This is a genomic window from Mycolicibacterium duvalii, assembly GCF_010726645.1.
GTDB lineage: Bacteria > Actinomycetota > Actinomycetes > Mycobacteriales > Mycobacteriaceae > Mycobacterium > Mycobacterium duvalii.
Genome location: NZ_AP022563.1, coordinates 5128857 through 5144217 on the forward strand (window position 1 = coordinate 5128857; position 15361 = coordinate 5144217).

The 15361-nt window shown below is 67.5% G+C and carries 17 protein-coding genes; 7 read left to right on the forward strand and 10 right to left on the reverse strand.

Translation table 11 applies throughout. The annotated features are described in order from the left end of the window. From G6N31_RS24335 to G6N31_RS24345, 3 genes are all read left to right on the forward strand, one after another. Positions 1 to 390, forward strand: coding sequence for an ectoine synthase (locus G6N31_RS24335; protein WP_098003255.1), 390 nt, complete (start codon positions 1 to 3; stop codon positions 388 to 390). Then, positions 387 to 1301, forward strand: coding sequence for an ectoine hydroxylase (thpD, locus tag G6N31_RS24340; RefSeq protein ID WP_098003254.1), 915 nt, complete (start codon positions 387 to 389; stop codon positions 1299 to 1301). Before G6N31_RS24335 ends, thpD begins: the two co-directional genes overlap by 4 nt. An 88-nt stretch (positions 1302 to 1389) precedes the next feature. After that, entirely contained in the window at positions 1390 to 3105 is a 1716-nt protein-coding gene (locus tag G6N31_RS24345; protein ID WP_098003283.1) for an alpha/beta hydrolase family protein, read from the forward strand. Positions 3106 to 3119: 14 nt separating this feature from the next. Here the strand turns inward: G6N31_RS24345 and G6N31_RS24350 are convergent, their stop codons facing one another. Genes G6N31_RS24350 through echA20 form a run of 7 tightly spaced genes read right to left on the reverse strand, consistent with a single transcriptional unit; the run spans position 3120 to position 9144 of the window. Then, positions 3120 to 4232 carry an NDMA-dependent alcohol dehydrogenase gene (locus tag G6N31_RS24350; RefSeq protein ID WP_098003253.1) on the reverse strand — a complete coding sequence of 371 codons (1113 nt, stop codon included), beginning with the start codon at positions 4230 to 4232 and terminating at the stop codon, positions 3120 to 3122. A 49-nt stretch (positions 4233 to 4281) separates the two neighbouring features. Further along, entirely contained in the window at positions 4282 to 5010 is a 729-nt protein-coding gene (locus G6N31_RS24355) for a hypothetical protein (RefSeq protein ID WP_098003252.1), read from the reverse strand. After that, complete coding sequence (locus G6N31_RS24360; RefSeq protein ID WP_098003251.1) at positions 5007 to 5654, reverse strand: SatD family protein; 648 nt, start codon at positions 5652 to 5654, stop codon at positions 5007 to 5009. The genes G6N31_RS24355 and G6N31_RS24360 overlap by 4 nt, the downstream gene beginning before the upstream one ends. A 43-nt stretch (positions 5655 to 5697) precedes the next feature. Beyond that, on the reverse strand, positions 5698 to 6774 hold the full coding sequence (ipdC, locus tag G6N31_RS24365; protein WP_234815278.1) for a (3aS,4S,5R,7aS)-5-hydroxy-7a-methyl-1-oxo-octahydro-1H-indene-4-carboxyl-CoA dehydrogenase: 1077 nt from the start codon (positions 6772 to 6774) through the stop codon (positions 5698 to 5700). Beyond that, a complete protein-coding gene (gene ipdB, locus G6N31_RS24370) occupies positions 6771 to 7517 on the reverse strand; it encodes a cholesterol ring-cleaving hydrolase subunit IpdB (protein ID WP_098003250.1) in 747 nt (248 codons plus the stop codon). Before ipdB ends, ipdC begins: the two co-directional genes overlap by 4 nt. Further along, a complete protein-coding gene (gene ipdA, locus G6N31_RS24375; protein WP_098003249.1) occupies positions 7514 to 8392 on the reverse strand; it encodes a cholesterol ring-cleaving hydrolase subunit IpdA in 879 nt (292 codons plus the stop codon). The genes ipdB and ipdA overlap by 4 nt, the downstream gene beginning before the upstream one ends. Continuing rightward, complete coding sequence (gene echA20, locus G6N31_RS24380) at positions 8389 to 9144, reverse strand: (7aS)-7a-methyl-1,5-dioxo-2,3,5,6,7,7a-hexahydro-1H-indene-carboxyl-CoA hydrolase (protein ID WP_098003248.1); 756 nt, start codon at positions 9142 to 9144, stop codon at positions 8389 to 8391. Before echA20 ends, ipdA begins: the two co-directional genes overlap by 4 nt. Before the next feature lie 56 nt (positions 9145 to 9200). Here echA20 and G6N31_RS24385 point away from each other — a divergent pair, with 56 nt between their 5' ends. Both G6N31_RS24385 and G6N31_RS24390 read left to right on the forward strand, forming a co-directional pair. After that, positions 9201 to 9989, forward strand: coding sequence for an SDR family oxidoreductase (locus G6N31_RS24385; RefSeq protein WP_098003247.1), 789 nt, complete (start codon positions 9201 to 9203; stop codon positions 9987 to 9989). A 20-nt stretch (positions 9990 to 10009) separates the two neighbouring features. Then, complete coding sequence (locus G6N31_RS24390) at positions 10010 to 10915, forward strand: SDR family oxidoreductase (RefSeq protein WP_098003246.1); 906 nt, start codon at positions 10010 to 10012, stop codon at positions 10913 to 10915. On the opposite strand, the gene G6N31_RS24395 is transcribed toward G6N31_RS24390, so the two are convergent. From G6N31_RS24395 to G6N31_RS24405, 3 genes are read right to left on the reverse strand one after another with little or no spacing between them, the layout of a single operon-like run. Beyond that, complete coding sequence (locus G6N31_RS24395) at positions 10912 to 11391, reverse strand: nitroreductase family deazaflavin-dependent oxidoreductase (protein ID WP_098003245.1); 480 nt, start codon at positions 11389 to 11391, stop codon at positions 10912 to 10914. The two genes, G6N31_RS24390 and G6N31_RS24395, sit on opposite strands and share 4 nt — an antisense overlap. Positions 11392 to 11402: 11 nt before the next feature. Next, positions 11403 to 11786 carry a DUF8021 domain-containing protein gene (locus G6N31_RS24400; RefSeq protein WP_179964235.1) on the reverse strand — a complete coding sequence of 128 codons (384 nt, stop codon included), beginning with the start codon at positions 11784 to 11786 and terminating at the stop codon, positions 11403 to 11405. After that, on the reverse strand, positions 11786 to 12949 hold the full coding sequence (locus G6N31_RS24405) for a steroid 3-ketoacyl-CoA thiolase (protein ID WP_098003244.1): 1164 nt from the start codon (positions 12947 to 12949) through the stop codon (positions 11786 to 11788). The genes G6N31_RS24400 and G6N31_RS24405 overlap by 1 nt, the downstream gene beginning before the upstream one ends. 121 nt (positions 12950 to 13070) lie before the next feature. Here G6N31_RS24405 and G6N31_RS24410 point away from each other — a divergent pair, with 121 nt between their 5' ends. Together G6N31_RS24410 and G6N31_RS24415 are read left to right on the forward strand one after the other, a co-directional pair. Continuing rightward, on the forward strand, positions 13071 to 14333 hold the full coding sequence (locus G6N31_RS24410; RefSeq protein WP_098003243.1) for a cytochrome P450: 1263 nt from the start codon (positions 13071 to 13073) through the stop codon (positions 14331 to 14333). 26 nt (positions 14334 to 14359) lie between these two features. Continuing rightward, entirely contained in the window at positions 14360 to 15361 is a 1002-nt protein-coding gene (locus G6N31_RS24415; RefSeq protein ID WP_098003242.1) for an acyl-CoA dehydrogenase family protein, read from the forward strand.

A 15361-nucleotide genomic window follows, 5' to 3' on the forward strand; every position in this document is an offset into this window, starting at 1 on the left:
TTGATAGTCCGCACCACTGAGGAAATCACCGGCACAGACCGGGATGTCGCAGCCGCACATTGGCGGTCCAAGCGCATCATCCTGGCCGACGATGGCGTCGGCTTCTCGTTTCACGAGACCACGATCGAGCCGAACACCGTGAGTGAGTTCCACTACCGCCACCACGTCGAGGCGGTCTGGGTCGTCGAGGGCACCGGCATGCTGACCGATCTCGAGACGGGGCAAGACTATCCGCTGCGTCCCGGGTCGATGTATCTGCTCAACGGTCACGAGCGTCACCGTGTCACCACGGACACCACGATGCGCATGTTGTGCGTGTTCAACCCGCCCGTGACCGGCCAGGAGGTGCACGACGAGAACGGCGCATACCCGGCGGCGGTGGCCAATTGAGCACAGAGCAACTCACCCGGGCAGCTGACCGCTACCCGACCCGACTCGATACCCGTCTCGACCCGATCGACCGGGTCGAGCCGACCGTGTGGGGACCGCCGGCCGGTGGGCCGCTGACCGAGTCGGACCTGCAGTCGATGGAGCGCAACGGCTACCTGGTGCGCCCGGATGCGGTCGACTCGCCGTGGCTGCCGACGTTGCAGTCGGAACTGGAGCGCATCGCCGCGCGCGCTGATTCCGACGATCCGCGCATCATCCGCGAACCGGGCGGCAGCGTGCGGTCGGTGTTTCAGCCGCACCTGTTCAGCGACGTCATCTCCGAGGTCGTGACACTCGACACCGTCTTGCCGGTCGCGCGCCAGTTGCTGGGTAGTGACGTCTACCTGCATCAGGCCCGGATCAACCTGATGCCCGGCTTCACCGGATCCGGGTTCTACTGGCATTCCGACTTCGAGACCTGGCACGCCGAGGACGGCATGCCCGAGATGCGTGCGGTGTCGTGCTCGATCGCGCTGACCGAGAACTACCCGTACAACGGCTCGCTGATGGTGATGCCCGGTTCGCATCGGGTCTTCTACCCCTGCGTCGGCGCCACGCCGCGCAACAACCACACGTCCTCGTTGGTCAAGCAGGAGATCGGAGTGCCCGACCGTGCCACGCTGACCGCGGCGGCGGAGCGGTTCGGCATCGACCAGGTCACGGGGCCGGCGGGCACCGCACTGTGGTTCGACTGCAACATCATGCACGGGTCGGGTTCGAACATCACGCCGTATCCGCGGTCCAACATCTTCCTGGTGTTCAACTCGGTCGAGAACCAACTCGAGGCGCCTTTCAGCGCCGACGAGCCCCGGCCGGAGTACCTGGGCGCTCGGACTCATCAGGCCTTCAGCACGGCGGCCCTCGTCGGTTGACCGCGGTCTGACACCCGAAAGACGGTTCCGCGCGCGTCGCACCGGCTAGGCTCATCTGACATCGCGTGTTGTCAGATGGAGGTTCGTGGTGCGGGCGCAGAGTCGTCGGATTGTCAGGCCTCTCGGCTACAGCCTCGCGTCGCTCGCGATCTGCATCGGGCTTGCGGTCGCCCCGATCGAAGGCGTCGCGTACGCCGACCCGATCGGTGCGATCAACTCGGAGTCGACGTCCGAGCGGCCGTCGACGACCACCAGCCGCGCCGACGACGGCCGGCCCGGTCGCGCCGAGACAGACGAGACGGACGAGGCGGGCGGGCCGGCGCGCCGGGCCCCGCATCGCCTTCGCGACCGCGCCGAGTCTCGCGACCGCGCCGGGTACGAACTTGACGTCGGCGTCGCCGACCTCGAGGAGCCGAACCCTCCGGGGCCCGACGATGCGGTGGCGCCGGACCCGGCGGTGACGGACGGCAAGGCCGTCGTCCTCGCCGAAGTGGTCGAGCCCGCGGTCGCCGACCGCTCGGTCCGGCGTCCGTCCGTGCGGTTGGACCGAACGACGACGCGCCCGCAGCGGAGCGTGCTACCGGCCGGGCTGCCCGCTGCCGAGGCACCGGCCCGAGGCGCGCTCGCGACGATTTCGGTCGAGCCCACCGCGGTGGCACTGGCGCCGCAGCCGCTCTCGCCGCTCGCCGAACTGCTCACGCTGCCCGCGCGTGTGGTCAACGCGGTGTTGCAGGTGCTCGACTTCACCTCGACCGCGGACCGACCGGACAGGCCCTACGGTCTCGCGCCGATCAACGACCTGATCTTCGCCGCGTTCCGGGAAGTCGAACGACTGCTGGGACTGCACCGGCCGCCCCCTCCGCAGCCGGAGGTGCCCGCGCTCACCTACACCGGGCCGACCACCCGGCCGACGCCGACGGTGGCGCAGTTCCTCAACGCTTCCGCCTCCGGTTATGTGCTCGGATCGACTCCCGGCGAGCTGATGCCGTTCACCGTCAACGGCTTTCAGCTGTCGGCGGTGAACGTCTTCTCGGGCATGGTGGCCAAGACCTGGGTCACTCCGGAGGGACAGGTCATCATCGCCTACCAAGGCACCACGGGCGGGTCGCACCTGTTGTTCAACCCGCTCATCACGATCAGCCAGGTGCTCGCCGATCTGCAGGTGGTCTTCACGCCGACCACACCTTTGACCTTCTACCACGCGCTCGCGTTCGCCGACCGGGTGCAGGCCGCCGCCGCTCTACAGGGCTACGCCACCGACGACATCTTCGTCACGGGACACTCGCTAGGCGGGTGGCAGGCGCAGTTCGTCGCCCAGCAGAGAGGCCTGGCCGGCATCGGCTTCGAAGCCCCCGGCATGAACACCCGAACCCCCGGCAACGGCGCCGACGCGATGTTCGTCAACATCGGAACCTACGGCAGCTCCGCGCCGTACATGGCCACGGATCTGCCTGGCCTGCAACCGTTCATGCCGCGCTACGTGCCCGGGGGCGGCAGCAAGCCGCACTTCGGTCCGATCGTGATGATCGGAGACCCCGCCGCGATGACGCCGCTGTACAACGCGTCGGCGCTGTGGGGCCGAAGCCTGATCGGCAGCGTGATCTTCCTGTTCGACTACCTGATGAACTTCTTCCAGTACCACCTACCCCGCGTGCAGGCCTACCACCTCGACGTCACTCCCGACCCCGGCATCGTGGGGTTCCTGGGCACCGCGCGCGGGCCCGTCCACACCGGCTACGGGACCCTGACGATCCCGCAGTTGATGAAGGCGGCGTCGGACGACGGAATCCTGTTCCGGCCCTGACTCCGAAGTGGACTTCAGTGGTCGTGCAGGATCACGCCGCGGATGTTGCGGCCCGCCCGCATGTCCTCGTAGCCCTCGTTGACCTCGGCCAGCTTGTACTCATGGGTCACGGTCTCGTCGAGCAGCAGCTTGCCCTCGCGGTAGAGCGACAGCAGGCGCGGGATGTCCGCGCGCGGGTTGGCTTCGCCGTAAAGGCTGCCCAGCAGCCGCTTCTGGAACAGCGTGAACATCATCATGCCCAGGGTCGGCTGGTTGTCCGCCATCGTCGACAGCGCCGTCATCACCACCGCGCCGCCCTTGCGGATGATGTTGGCGGCCTCTTCGAGCATCGAGCCCTCCAGCAGGCCGACGGTCAGGATCGCCGAATCGGCCATCACTCCGCGCGTCAGGTCGGCCACCAGCGCGGTCGCCTCCTCCATCGAGGTGACGAAGTGGGTGGCCCCGAACCGGAAAGCCAACTCCCGCTTGGATTCGACCGGCTCGACGACGATGATCTTCTCGGCGCCGGCCAGCCGTGCACCCTGGATGGCGCCGCTGCCGATCCCGCCCAGCCCGATGATCACGACGGTGTCGCCGGGCGCCACGTCGGCGGTGTTCACCGCGGACCCCCACCCCGTGGTGACACCGCAGCCGAGCAGACAGGCCCGGGACAACGGAATGTCGTCGTCGATCTTGACGATCGACGCCTCGGGCACGGAACCGTATTGCGAGAAGGTCCCGACGAACGCCATCGCGCCGACGTTCTGGCCGCGGGCCCGGCGCCGGTAGGTTCCGTCGACCTGCGTGCCTGCCATGATCAGGGCGCCGAGGTCGCACAGGTTCTGATGACCGGTCGAGCAGAACCGGCACCGGCCGCACGCGGGCAGGAACGAGGCCACTACGTGGTCGCCGGGGGCGAGGCCGATCACGCCGGGGCCCACCTCCCGGACGATTCCGGCGCCTTCGTGGCCGCCGATCAGCGGCAGCGGCGCGGGCAGATCGCCGGTGCGGATGTGCTCGTCGGAGTGGCACAGGCCGGTGGCCTCCCACGACACCAGCACCTCGCCGTCGCCGGGCGGATCGAGGTCGATCTCCTCAACGGTCCAGTCGCCGCCGTACTCCCACAGAATTGCCGCGTTGGTCTTCACCCGGCCGAGTGTAGGAAGCCGGTGCGGCGACCGAGGCGATTCCGCGCGATCAATGCAAGACCAGCGCCAGCCCGCCCATCGCGACCAGCCAGCTGGCGAAGCTGCCGACCAGGAAGTACTCGGTGACCTCGTCGATGCCCGTCCCCGGCGAGTCCTTGCGCTGAGCGTTGAGTTCGGGAAAGCGGATGATTCCCTTCGCCGCGACCACGGCCGATGCCAGGCCGAGCTCGCCTCCCAGCCCCAGGCCGACGATCAGCAGCCGCTCCATGGGCCCGAGGAGGCGGCCGCCCTTGAGCCGGTCCGACGGCTGGGGCTGCCCTTCCGGACGGACGGTGCCGACCGACCCGAGCACCAGGCGGACCAGCTGATTCGCTGTCACCAACTGAACAAGCACGACGGCGACGACCAGCAGCGCCCGATCCGGGTCGACGTCGGCCAGCCCGACCCAGTCCAGCCAGGATCCCAGCGCGCCACCCGCCGGTGACGCCCAGCCCGACAGCATCACCAACACCGCGGCACCGACGCCGAAGGCGGTCAGCGCGCGGCCATGGTGGATGCCGGTGCGATCCGCCCGCGCGCCCAGATGCAGCCAGGCCATCGACACCGCAGCGGCGCACCCGAGCAGGACGAGGTCCCCGCCTCGCCACAGCCCCGCGAGCGCGGCCGCCACCATCACGGTCGCCGGACCGGCCCCGACCGCCGGCCAGGTCCGCGACGTCAGCTTGCGGACGATGTCGCCGACGCCGACGGCGAGCAGGAACACCGCCAGCGCGCTCACGTGACCTCTCGCAACTGGTCGGCGGCGAGCAGGAGCAGATCGAGACCGGTGCGGCCGGCGCGCTGGGACACCGCCGAAGCGCTGATCCCTTCGGACATCGCCACCTCCTTCTTCGACCGCCCCGCTCGGAGCCCCGCCAGGATCCGCAGCGCTCTGTCGTCCAGCGATCCCAGCAGATGGTCCCGACACAACAGGGCGGCGTTGACCGCGTGCGCATCCGCACCCGACGCGGACCCGTTGCGAAAGGCGGTGCGCACGTGGGTCAGGCCGGGCTGTTGCTGAGCCTGCGCGGTCCATTCGATGGCCTCGCGCGCCGCCCACCAACCGGGGCCGTCCTGGATGCCGGACTCGTCGAGTCGTTCGATCGGACCCCATCCGATGCCGAATCGGACGTCGATCTCGGGTCCTAGGGCCAATCGCAAGGTCAGCGTGGCGTCGAGCGCGTGCCCGACCGTCGGATAGCTGCCCTGGAACTCGTCACCGACCGTCAGGGCAGGCGGCTGGGCGGCGTCGTCGGCGATGGCGGCGAGGGCCGCTGTCAGCCGCCGGTGCAGTCGCCTGCGGTCGGGATGCGCGCGCGAACTGACGACGTCACCGATGAGCGTCGCGACCGGAGATGAAGCATCTGCCTTCAACGCCGCCATATGAAGATAATAGCTTCAATATCAGAAAATGAAGCTCTAATCTTCACTCACCGATGAAGCTGGATGCCTTCCGCAGGTGCTCGACAGCTTCGGCCACGATGGCGGGAACGAGGTCGGCGCACGAGGGCAGGTCCTCGATGATTCCGGCGACCTGCCCCGATGCGAGCACTCCGGCATCGGTGTTGCCCTCGACCAGGCCGGCCTTCAGCAACATCGGCGTGTTGGCCGCCATCACGACCTGCGACCAGGTCAGCTCCTTGCCGTGCCGCATGGCCAGGCCATCCTTGACCATCGACTTCCAGGTCATCCCCGACATCTTCTTGAACTTCTGGGCGTTGCCCACCGCGGCGGCGAAACCCTTCAGGGGTGAGCCGCTCTCGAGCCTCTCCACCAAGCCTGTGCGCAGCACCCGGTGTGGCATCCCGTCGACCCGGGTGGACACCACTGTGCCGTCCAGCGCGGCCTGCAGGTAGCGCTGCTTGACCGGGTCGGGCACGGTGGAGTCGCTGGTCAGCAAAAATCGGGTGCCCATGGCGACCCCGGCGGCGCCGTAGGACAGCGCCGCGGCCAGGCCGCGGCCGTCGAAGAAACCGCCCGCGGCGATCACCGGCATCCCGGTGTCGGCCACGGCGTCGAGCACCGAGGGCAGCAGCAGCGTGGTGGCGATCGGACCGGTGTGACCGCCGCCTTCGCCGCCCTGCACGATCACCGCGTCGGCGCCCCAACTCGCGACCTTCTTGGCGTGTTTGGCCAGACCCACCGACGGGATGACCACGACGCCGGCCTCTTTGAGTTTGGCGATCAGATCCGGCTTCGGGGCCAGCGCGAACGAAGCGACTTTGACCCCCTCGGCGATCAACAGATCGACCCGTTCGTTCGCATCGCCGGCATCGGCACGGATGTTGATCCCGAACGGTTTGTCGGTGGCGGCTTTGACCTTGGCGACGGCGGTTTTCAGCTCGTCGAGCGTCATCGTCGCCGAGGCCAGGATGCCCAGGCCGCCGGCATTCGAGGTCGCCGACACCAGACGTGCGCCGGCCACCCACCCCATGCCGGTCTGGACCACTGGATGTTCGATACCGACCAGCTCGGTCAGGGGCGTGGTCAGGTGCGCGCTCACCGTACTTCCTTGTCGCGCAGTGACTTCGGATCGATCCGTTCGCGAAGCAGTGTCAGTTCCTCGTCCGACGGAAGCCGGGTGGTGCCGGCCTCGCCCAGGCCGTGCACCTCGAAAGAGGTGTTCTCGACGACCTGCTCGGCGGCTACCCCCGGGTGTAGCGACACCGCCCGCATCTGGTGGTCGGGGCCGTTGAAGTCGAACACCCCGAGGTTGGTCACCACCCGGTAGACGTTGAAGAAGCGGTATGCCGGGTTGGCCGGATCAACCTTGTCCCAGCCGATTCCGGATACGACGTCGACAGCGTCGCCGAACACCCGCTTGGAGTGGTTGCCGACCCAATAGCTGGTGATGTGGTTGATGGTGTTGCCCGGTGCGCCGCGCACGCCGAACATCTGCCGGGTGGGCTGCTGCAGCGGACCGAATGCCGACAGGTTCTGGTTACCGTAGCGATCGATCTGGTTGGCGCCCATCACGACGTGGCGCCGGCCCCAGGTCAACGTCTCGAACACCCGGCCGAACGGCATCCAGCCCTCGATGGCCGCCTGGGCGCCGATGGCCGGCGTGTCGGCGATCAGGCGCGCTTCACCGTCGGTCAACAGGATGTCGGGGGAGAAGGTCAGGCGGGCCAGCCGGGCGCCGACCGAGACGATCGTCGTCATCGGGCTGACCATGATCTCGCCGGCGTCACGGAACAGTTCGGCGCACGCGACGGCGCACACCTCGGCGCGGGTGGGGGACGTCATGACTGTTGCTCCTTGAACTCGGCCACCGCTGCCTGGTAGTCGTCCTCGCTGCCCGAAAGGTACGTGCGGGCGAACTCCGCCCAGGTTTCCTCCGAGCCGGCGGCCTCGGCATAGTGGCGCTGAAACTTCTCGTCGCGGCGGTAGTCGGGCTCGGCGGTGGTGAAGTGGGCGCCGTTGGGCGCCTCGACTACGGTGTCGACCATCATCCGGTTGACCAGCAGCTGTTGTGGTGCAACCGATTTCACCAACTCTTCGGTCGTCACCACCTTCTCCACCGATAAATGCCGCTGTTCGGCCGCCATCAAGTAGAGATCGTCGAAATACGGGTCGATACCGGTGTAAGCCGCGTTGCCACGTTCGTCGCCGAGATTCAGGTGGACGAACGCTGCGTCCAGGGTGAGTGCCGGCATCGCGATGAGTTCCTCGTAGCCGTCGCCGGTCGGGTACGGAGACGTCACGGTCTTGAGCTCGTCACCCCAGAAGTTTCGGACATCGCTGCCCAGGCCGGCGCGGGTCGGAAGGAACGGCAGTCGCTGGGCGGCGGCCTGCAGACCGCACCGCAGCATGCCCTCGTCCATCTCCCGGGCCTCGATGCGGCCGGAGGTTCGCGCCTTGGCGAACCATGGATCGTAGAAGGGCGGCGAATCCAGCGACACGAAGCCGTAATACACCCGCTTGACCTTGCCGGCGGAGCACAGCAGCCCCAGGTCGGGGCCGCCGTAGGTGACCACGGTCAGATCGGTGACGTCGGTGCGCAGCAGCGCGCGCACGAAGGCCATCGGCTTGCGGCGCGAGCCCCAGCCGCCGATACCGATCGTCATGCCGCTGCGGATGCCCCCGACGGCTTCGTCGAGAGTGGTTCTCTTGTCGCTCATTTCGTTCCCTTGTCGGTCCCTGCGAACGCATCCCGGTGCTCGTCGGAGACACCGGCCAGGTTCAGCTCGAATGTGAAGCCCTGTTCCATGCGATATCTCGCGTTGACGGGCTGGACATCGATGAAGTTCAGCGCCTCCTTGGCCGCGCGGATCACCCGGGTGTCCTTGGCTGCGATGTCGCGGGCCACCCGCAGCGCGGCCTCGTCGAGCTCGGCCCGCGGAACCACCTCGTGGACCGACCCGAAGTGATGCAGTGTGGCGGCGTCGACGGTGGCGGCGGTGAAGAACAGCCGACGCATCAGGTGCTGGGGCACCAGGCGGGACAGGTGGGTGGCCGCGCCGAGTGCGCCGCGCTCGACCTCGGGCAGACCGAACTTCGCGTCGTCGGACGCGACGATGACATCGGAGTTGCCCACCAGCCCGATACCGCCGCCGACGCAGAAGCCGTTGACGGCAGAAACGACCGGCACCGCGCACTCATAGACGGCCCGAAACGCTTCGTAGCAGCCACGATTGGCGTCGATCAGCGCAGTGAAGCCCTCGGTGTTCTGCATTTCCTTGATGTCCACGCCGGCATTGAAGCCCCGACCCTCGGCGCGAAGCACCACGACGTGGGTGCTCATGTCGCGGCCGGCCGCAGTGATCGCGTCGGCCAGTTCGAACCAGCCCCGGGACGGGATCGCGTTGACGGGCGGGTAGTCGACGGTGACCGCGACGATGCCCGGTTCGACGGTCTTGGTGCTGATGGTCATGCGGACTCCTGAGGGGGTGGCTACCTAAGCAAGCACTTGCTTGGTACGCTAGCACAGTGACTGACGCCGTCGATAGCGCCATCAAACTGGGTCTGACCGGCCGTGTCGTGCTCGTCACCGGCGGGGTGCGGGGTGTCGGGGCAGGAATCAGCAAGGTGTTCGCCGAGCAGGGCGCCGTGGTGGTGACCTGCGCCCGCCGGGCGGTCGAGGGACTGCCTTACGAATTCCGGGCCTGCGACATCCGTGACGACGATGCGGTCAAGGCCCTCGTCGACGGCATCGCTGCCGACCACGGCCGCCTCGACGTGGTGGTGAACAACGCCGGGGGGTCGCCCTACGTGCCGGCCGCCGAGGCCTCGGCGAAATTCAGCACCAAGATCGTGGCATTGAATCTGCTTGGTGCCCTGTCGGTTTCCCAGCACGCGAATGCGGTCATGCAGAGTCAGGACGGCGGCGGTTCGATCGTCAACATCACCAGCGTCAGCGGGCGACGCCCGACGCCGGGCACCGCGGCCTACGGGGCGGCCAAAGCCGGCATGGAGAACATGACCACCACCCTGGCGGTGGAGTGGGCACCGAAGGTGCGCGTGAACTCGGTCGTGGTCGGCATGGTCGAGACCGAGCAGTCCGACCTGTTCTACGGCGACGCCGACTCGATCGCCGCCATATCGCGCAACGTTCCGCTGGGACGCCTCGCGAAGCCGGAGGACATCGGCTGGGCCGCCGCATTCCTGGCTTCGCACGCCGCTGCCTACATCAGTGGTGCATCGCTGGAGGTGCACGGCGGAGGAGAGCCGCCGCACTACCTGTCGACCACCACTGCAGACGTCAACAAGCAAGGGTGACTTCAGAAAGGGATCAGCACATGGGATTGCTGGACGGCCGAGTGGCGATCGTGACGGGTGCCGGCGGCGGGATCGGTCGCGCACATGCGCTGGCCTTCGCCGCCGAGGGCGCGCGGGTGGTGGTCAACGACATCGGGGTGGGCCTGGACGGCTCGCCGGCCGGCGGCGGCAGCGCTGCGCAGGCCGTGGTCGACGAAATCGTCGCTGCGGGAGGTGAAGCCGTCACCAGCGGCGCCAACGTGGCCGACTGGGCCCAGGCCGAAGGGCTGATCCAGACCGCTGTCGACACCTTCGGTGGCCTCGACGTGCTGGTCAACAACGCCGGCATCGTGCGCGACCGGATGTTCGCCAATACCAGCGAAGAGGAGTTCGACGCGGTCACGGCGGTGCACCTGAAGGGTCACTTCGCCACCATGAAGCACGCCGCCGCATACTGGCGGGCGCAGTCCAAAGCCGGTCAGACCGTGGATGCCCGCATCATCAACACCAGTTCCGGTGCGGGGCTGCAGGGTTCGGTCGGGCAGGCCAACTACAGTGCCGCCAAGGCCGGCATCGCCGCGCTGACGTTGGTGGGGGCAGCCGAGATGGGCCGTTACGGGGTGACCGTCAACGCCATCGCGCCCTCGGCGCGTACCCGGATGACCGAGACCGTCTTCGCCGACATGATGGCCACCCAGGGCCAGGATTTCGACGCGATGGCACCGGAGAACGTGTCGCCGCTGGTGGTCTGGCTCGGCAGCGTCGAGTCCCGCGACGTGACCGGCCAGGTCTTCGAGGTCGAGGGCGGCAAGATCCGCGTCGCGGAGGGCTGGGCGCACGGGCCGCAGATCGACAAGGGGGCCAAGTGGGATCCCGCGGAGCTGGGTCCGGTGGTCGGTGATCTGCTGGCCAAGGCCCGCCCCCCGGTCCCGGTCTACGGCGCCTAGCGGGGGTCGCAGATGATGATCGGGATCTTGCGGTCGGTGTAGGACCGGTAGTTCACGTAGTCGGGGTACATCGCGTCGAGCTTGGGCCAGTACTCGTCGCGCTCGGCGTCGGTGGCCTCGCGCGCGACGAGGTGGAGTTTCTCGTGCTTGGTCTGGAACACCACCGTCGGATCGGCCTTGATGTTGAGGTACCACATCGGGTGGGTGTCGCGGCCGCCTTGGGATGCGACGAGCACGATCCGGCGGCCCTCCTGAAGGAACAGCAGCGGCACGTCGCGGGGTTCGCCGGTCTTGCGGCCGGTGGTGGTCAGGATGCCGACCTCGGAGCCGCGCAGGAACTTGTCCCCGAATCGCCCGTTGGTCTTCTTGAACAGGAAGGTCTGTGCGCGCGACATCCATTTGATGCCGAAGCCCACGGCCTTGGAGTTCAGGCTCTTGATCTGCTTGTCGGACAGCGGGCGGGAGGCTTCGGTCACGGCGGGGACACCTATCTGGTGATGAACGGTCGGATGGAGGCGGTGATCTGGTGAATCTGAGCTCGGCCGGCCGGATCGTCGGCCGGGATCCGGAAAGTCTCGTCGACACGCGCCCCGACGCGGCGCCCGGCCAGCGAGGGCTTGGTCGACAGTTCGAACCGTGCGCGCACGATGTCGCCGTCGACGGTGAACTCCGGTGACGACACCGACTCGATCACGCGGTACTGCAGGCCGCGGTTGAGGCTGCGGCGCAGATGATTTCCGGAGAATCCGGTCTTGATGCCGACCTCGGTGCGCGTGCAGCCCGGTGCGAACGGGACCGCGTCGGCCCGGTGGGAGGCCAGGGCAGAGATGTACGCCTGAGCCGCGGCGATGCGGTCCGCGTCCGAGATCATCAGATGCGCTCGATGATCGTTCCGGTCGACAGGGCGCCGCCGGCGCACATGGTGATCAGCGCGGTGGACTTGTCGGTGCGCTCGAGTTCGTGCAGCGCGGTGGTGATGAGCCGGGCGCCGGTGCTGCCCACCGGGTGCCCCAGCGCGATGGCGCCGCCGTTGACGTTGACCTTGTCCATATCGGCCTCGTGCACCCGAGCCCACGACAGCACGACGGACGCGAACGCTTCGTTGATCTCGACGAGGTCGATGTCGCCCAGCTTCATTCCGGCCTTCTCCAGGACGCGCGCGGTCGACTGGACGGGGCCGTCGAGGTGGTAGTACGGCTCGGCCCCGACGTTGGCCTGGCTGATGATGCGGGCACGGGGCGTGAGGCCGAGTGCCCGGGCCTTGTCTTCGTCCATCCACAGCACCGCCGCCGCGCCATCAGAGATCTGCGACGAGGTACCGGCGGTGTGAATTCCGCCCTCCATCACCGGCTTGAGCCCGGCCAACGACTCCATCGTGGTGTCCCGCAGCCCCTGGTCGCGGGTGACCGGCGCCAGGTCCGAGGTGGGCTGCTTGTTCTCGTCGAGCACGGGTGCGGTGATCGGGGAGATCTCGCGGTCGAAGCGCCCCTCGGCCCACGCCTGTTTGGCCTTGCGCTGAGATTCGAAGCCGAACCGGTCGACGTCGTCACGCGTGATGCCGCGCCGCTTGGCGATGCGCTCGGCGGCTTCGAACTGGTTGGGCATGTCGATGTCCCAGGACGCAGCGCGGATCAGGCCCCGGTCCGGCCCGGCGTTGGCGCCGAGTCCCACGCGGCTCATCGCCTCGATACCGCAGGCGATGCCGACGTCGATGGCCCCGGTGGCGATCAGGCCGGCGATCAGGTGGTTGGCCTGCTGGGCGCTCCCGCACTGACAGTCGATGGTGGTGGCGCCGACCTGCTCCGGCAACCCTGCGGTCAGCCAGCTGACCCGGGTGATGTTGTTGGACTGTTCGCCGTACTGCGTGACGCAGCCGCCGATGATCTGCTCGACCTGATCTGCTTCGATACCGGCCTTGTCCACGAGCGCCTTCTGCACCGCGCCCAGCAACTCGGTGGCGTGCAGACCGGACAACCATCCGTTGCGCTTGCCGATGGGGCTGCGGGTGGCTTCGACGATGACAGGGTTACCCATTGCGTCAGGCTAGAACACGTTTCATTAGTCTGACAAGCAGCGATGCCGTCGTGCCTTTCATCTGCGGTGGAGGCATGTTTTACTGGCACTAGAACACGTTGCAATTGAGGAGTGCTTTCCTATGCCCGGCCCGAACTCATGTCCGATCAGCCCCGACTTCGACTTCCTCGACGCGACGCTGAACCTCGAGCGTCTCCCGGTCGAGGAGCTCGCCGAACTGCGCAAGTCCGAGCCTATCCACTGGGTCGACGTGCCCGGCGGCACGGGGGGCTTCGGTGACAAGGGCTACTGGCTGGTCACCAAGCATGCGGACGTCAAAGAGGTGTCCAAGCACAACGAGATCTTCGGCAGCTCGCCTGACGGCGCCATCCCGACCTGGCCGCAGGACATGACGCGCGACGCGATCGACCTGCAGAAGGCGGTCCTGCTGAACATGGACGCGCCCCAGCACACCCGCCTGCGCAAGATCATCTCGCGCGGCTTCACTCCGCGCGCCGTCGGCCGGCTGGAGGACGAACTGCGGGCCCGGGCCCAGAAGATCGCCGAGACCGCCAAAGCCGAGGGGTCCGGCGACTTCGTCGAGCAGGTGTCGTGTGAGCTGCCGTTGCAGGCCATCGCGGAGCTGCTCGGCGTACCGCAGGACGATCGCGACAAGATCTTCCGCTGGTCGAACGAGATGACCGCCGGGGAGGACCCGGAGTACGCCGACGTCGATCCCGCGATGTCGTCGTTCGAGTTGATCCAGTACGCGATGAAGATGGCCGAGGAGCGGGCGAAGAACCCGACCGAGGACATCGTCACCAAGCTGATCGAGGCCGATATCGAGGGGGAGAAGCTCTCCGACGACGAGTTCGGCTTCTTCGTGGTGATGCTCGCCGTGGCCGGTAACGAGACCACGCGTAACTCGATCACCCACGGCATGATCGCGTTCTCGCAGAACCCCGATCAGTGGGAGCTGTACAAAAAGGAGCGGCCCGAGACCGCCGCCGACGAGATCGTCCGGTGGGCCACCCCCGTCTCGGCGTTTCAGCGCACCGCCCTGGAGGACACCGAGCTCGGTGGCGTGAAGATCAAGAAGGGCGAGCGGGTCGTGATGTCCTACCGCTCGGCCAATTTCGATGAAGAGGTCTTCGAGAACCCGAACCAGTTCGACATCATGCGTAACCCCAACCCGCACGTCGGGTTCGGCGGGACCGGCGCGCACTACTGCATCGGTGCGAACCTGGCCAAGATGACCATCAACCTGATCTTCAACGCCGTCGCCGACCACATGCCGGACCTCAAGCCGATCGGCGAGCCGGAGCGCCTGAAGTCCGGTTGGCTCAACGGGATCAAGCACTGGCAGGTGGACTACACCGGCAAGGGTTGCCCGGTCTCTCAGTAAGGCACGAAGACTCAAGGAGGAGTCGGGTGGATTTCAGTCCGGACGAGGGGCAGCAGGCTGTCGCCGATGTGGTGACGTCGGTGCTCGAGCGCGACAACACGTGGGACGCACTGGTCTCCGGTGGTGTGACGGCACTCGCGGTGCCCGAGCGCCTCGGTGGTGACGGGGTCGGTCTGGCCGAGATCGCGACCGCGCTCACCGAGATCGGCAGGCGAGGCACGGTCAGTCCCGCGCTGGTCACGCTCGGGTCGACCGCGGTGCTGCTCGACATGGCATCGGACGCCCAGCAGGACCGGTATCTGTCGAACGTCGCGAAGGGTTCTGTGTTGACGTGGGCGCTCAACGAGCCCGGCGTCTCGTTGCCCGATCAGCCTGCGACCACTCTGGCTGCGGGAAAGCTGAATGGGACGAAGATCGCGGTCGGCTATGCAGCACAGGCGGATTGGATCCTCGTGACTGCCGATGCCGGTGTGGTGATGGTCGCGCGCGATGCGGATGGCCTGACTGTGACCACGACTCCGACCGCCAGCGGCGGCGAGGAAGCCACCGTGACATTCACCGACGTTGCGGTCGGCGACGACGATGTGCTCGCCGGTGCGGCGCCGTCGCGGGTGAATCAACTCGTCCTGGCGGCCGTCGGCGCATTCGCGGCCGGACTGGTGGCCGGTGCGCTGAGGCTGACTGCCGACTACGTCGCCAACCGGGAGCAGTTCGGCAGGCCGCTGTCGACATTCCAGACGGTGGCGGCCCAACTCTCCGAGGTCTATATCGCCTCGCGCACAGTCGATCTGGTGTCCAACTCGGTGGTGTGGCGGCTCACTGAGGGGCTGGACGCGGACGAAGACCTCACGATCCTCGGTTACTGGCTCACCTCGCAGGCGCCGCCGGCGATGCGGCTGTGCCACCACCTGCACGGCGGCATGGGCATGGACATCACCTACCCGATGGACCGCTACTACTCGTCGATCAAGGACCTGACCCGCCAACTCGGCGGTCCTTCACATCGTCTGGACCTGGTGGGAGCCTGA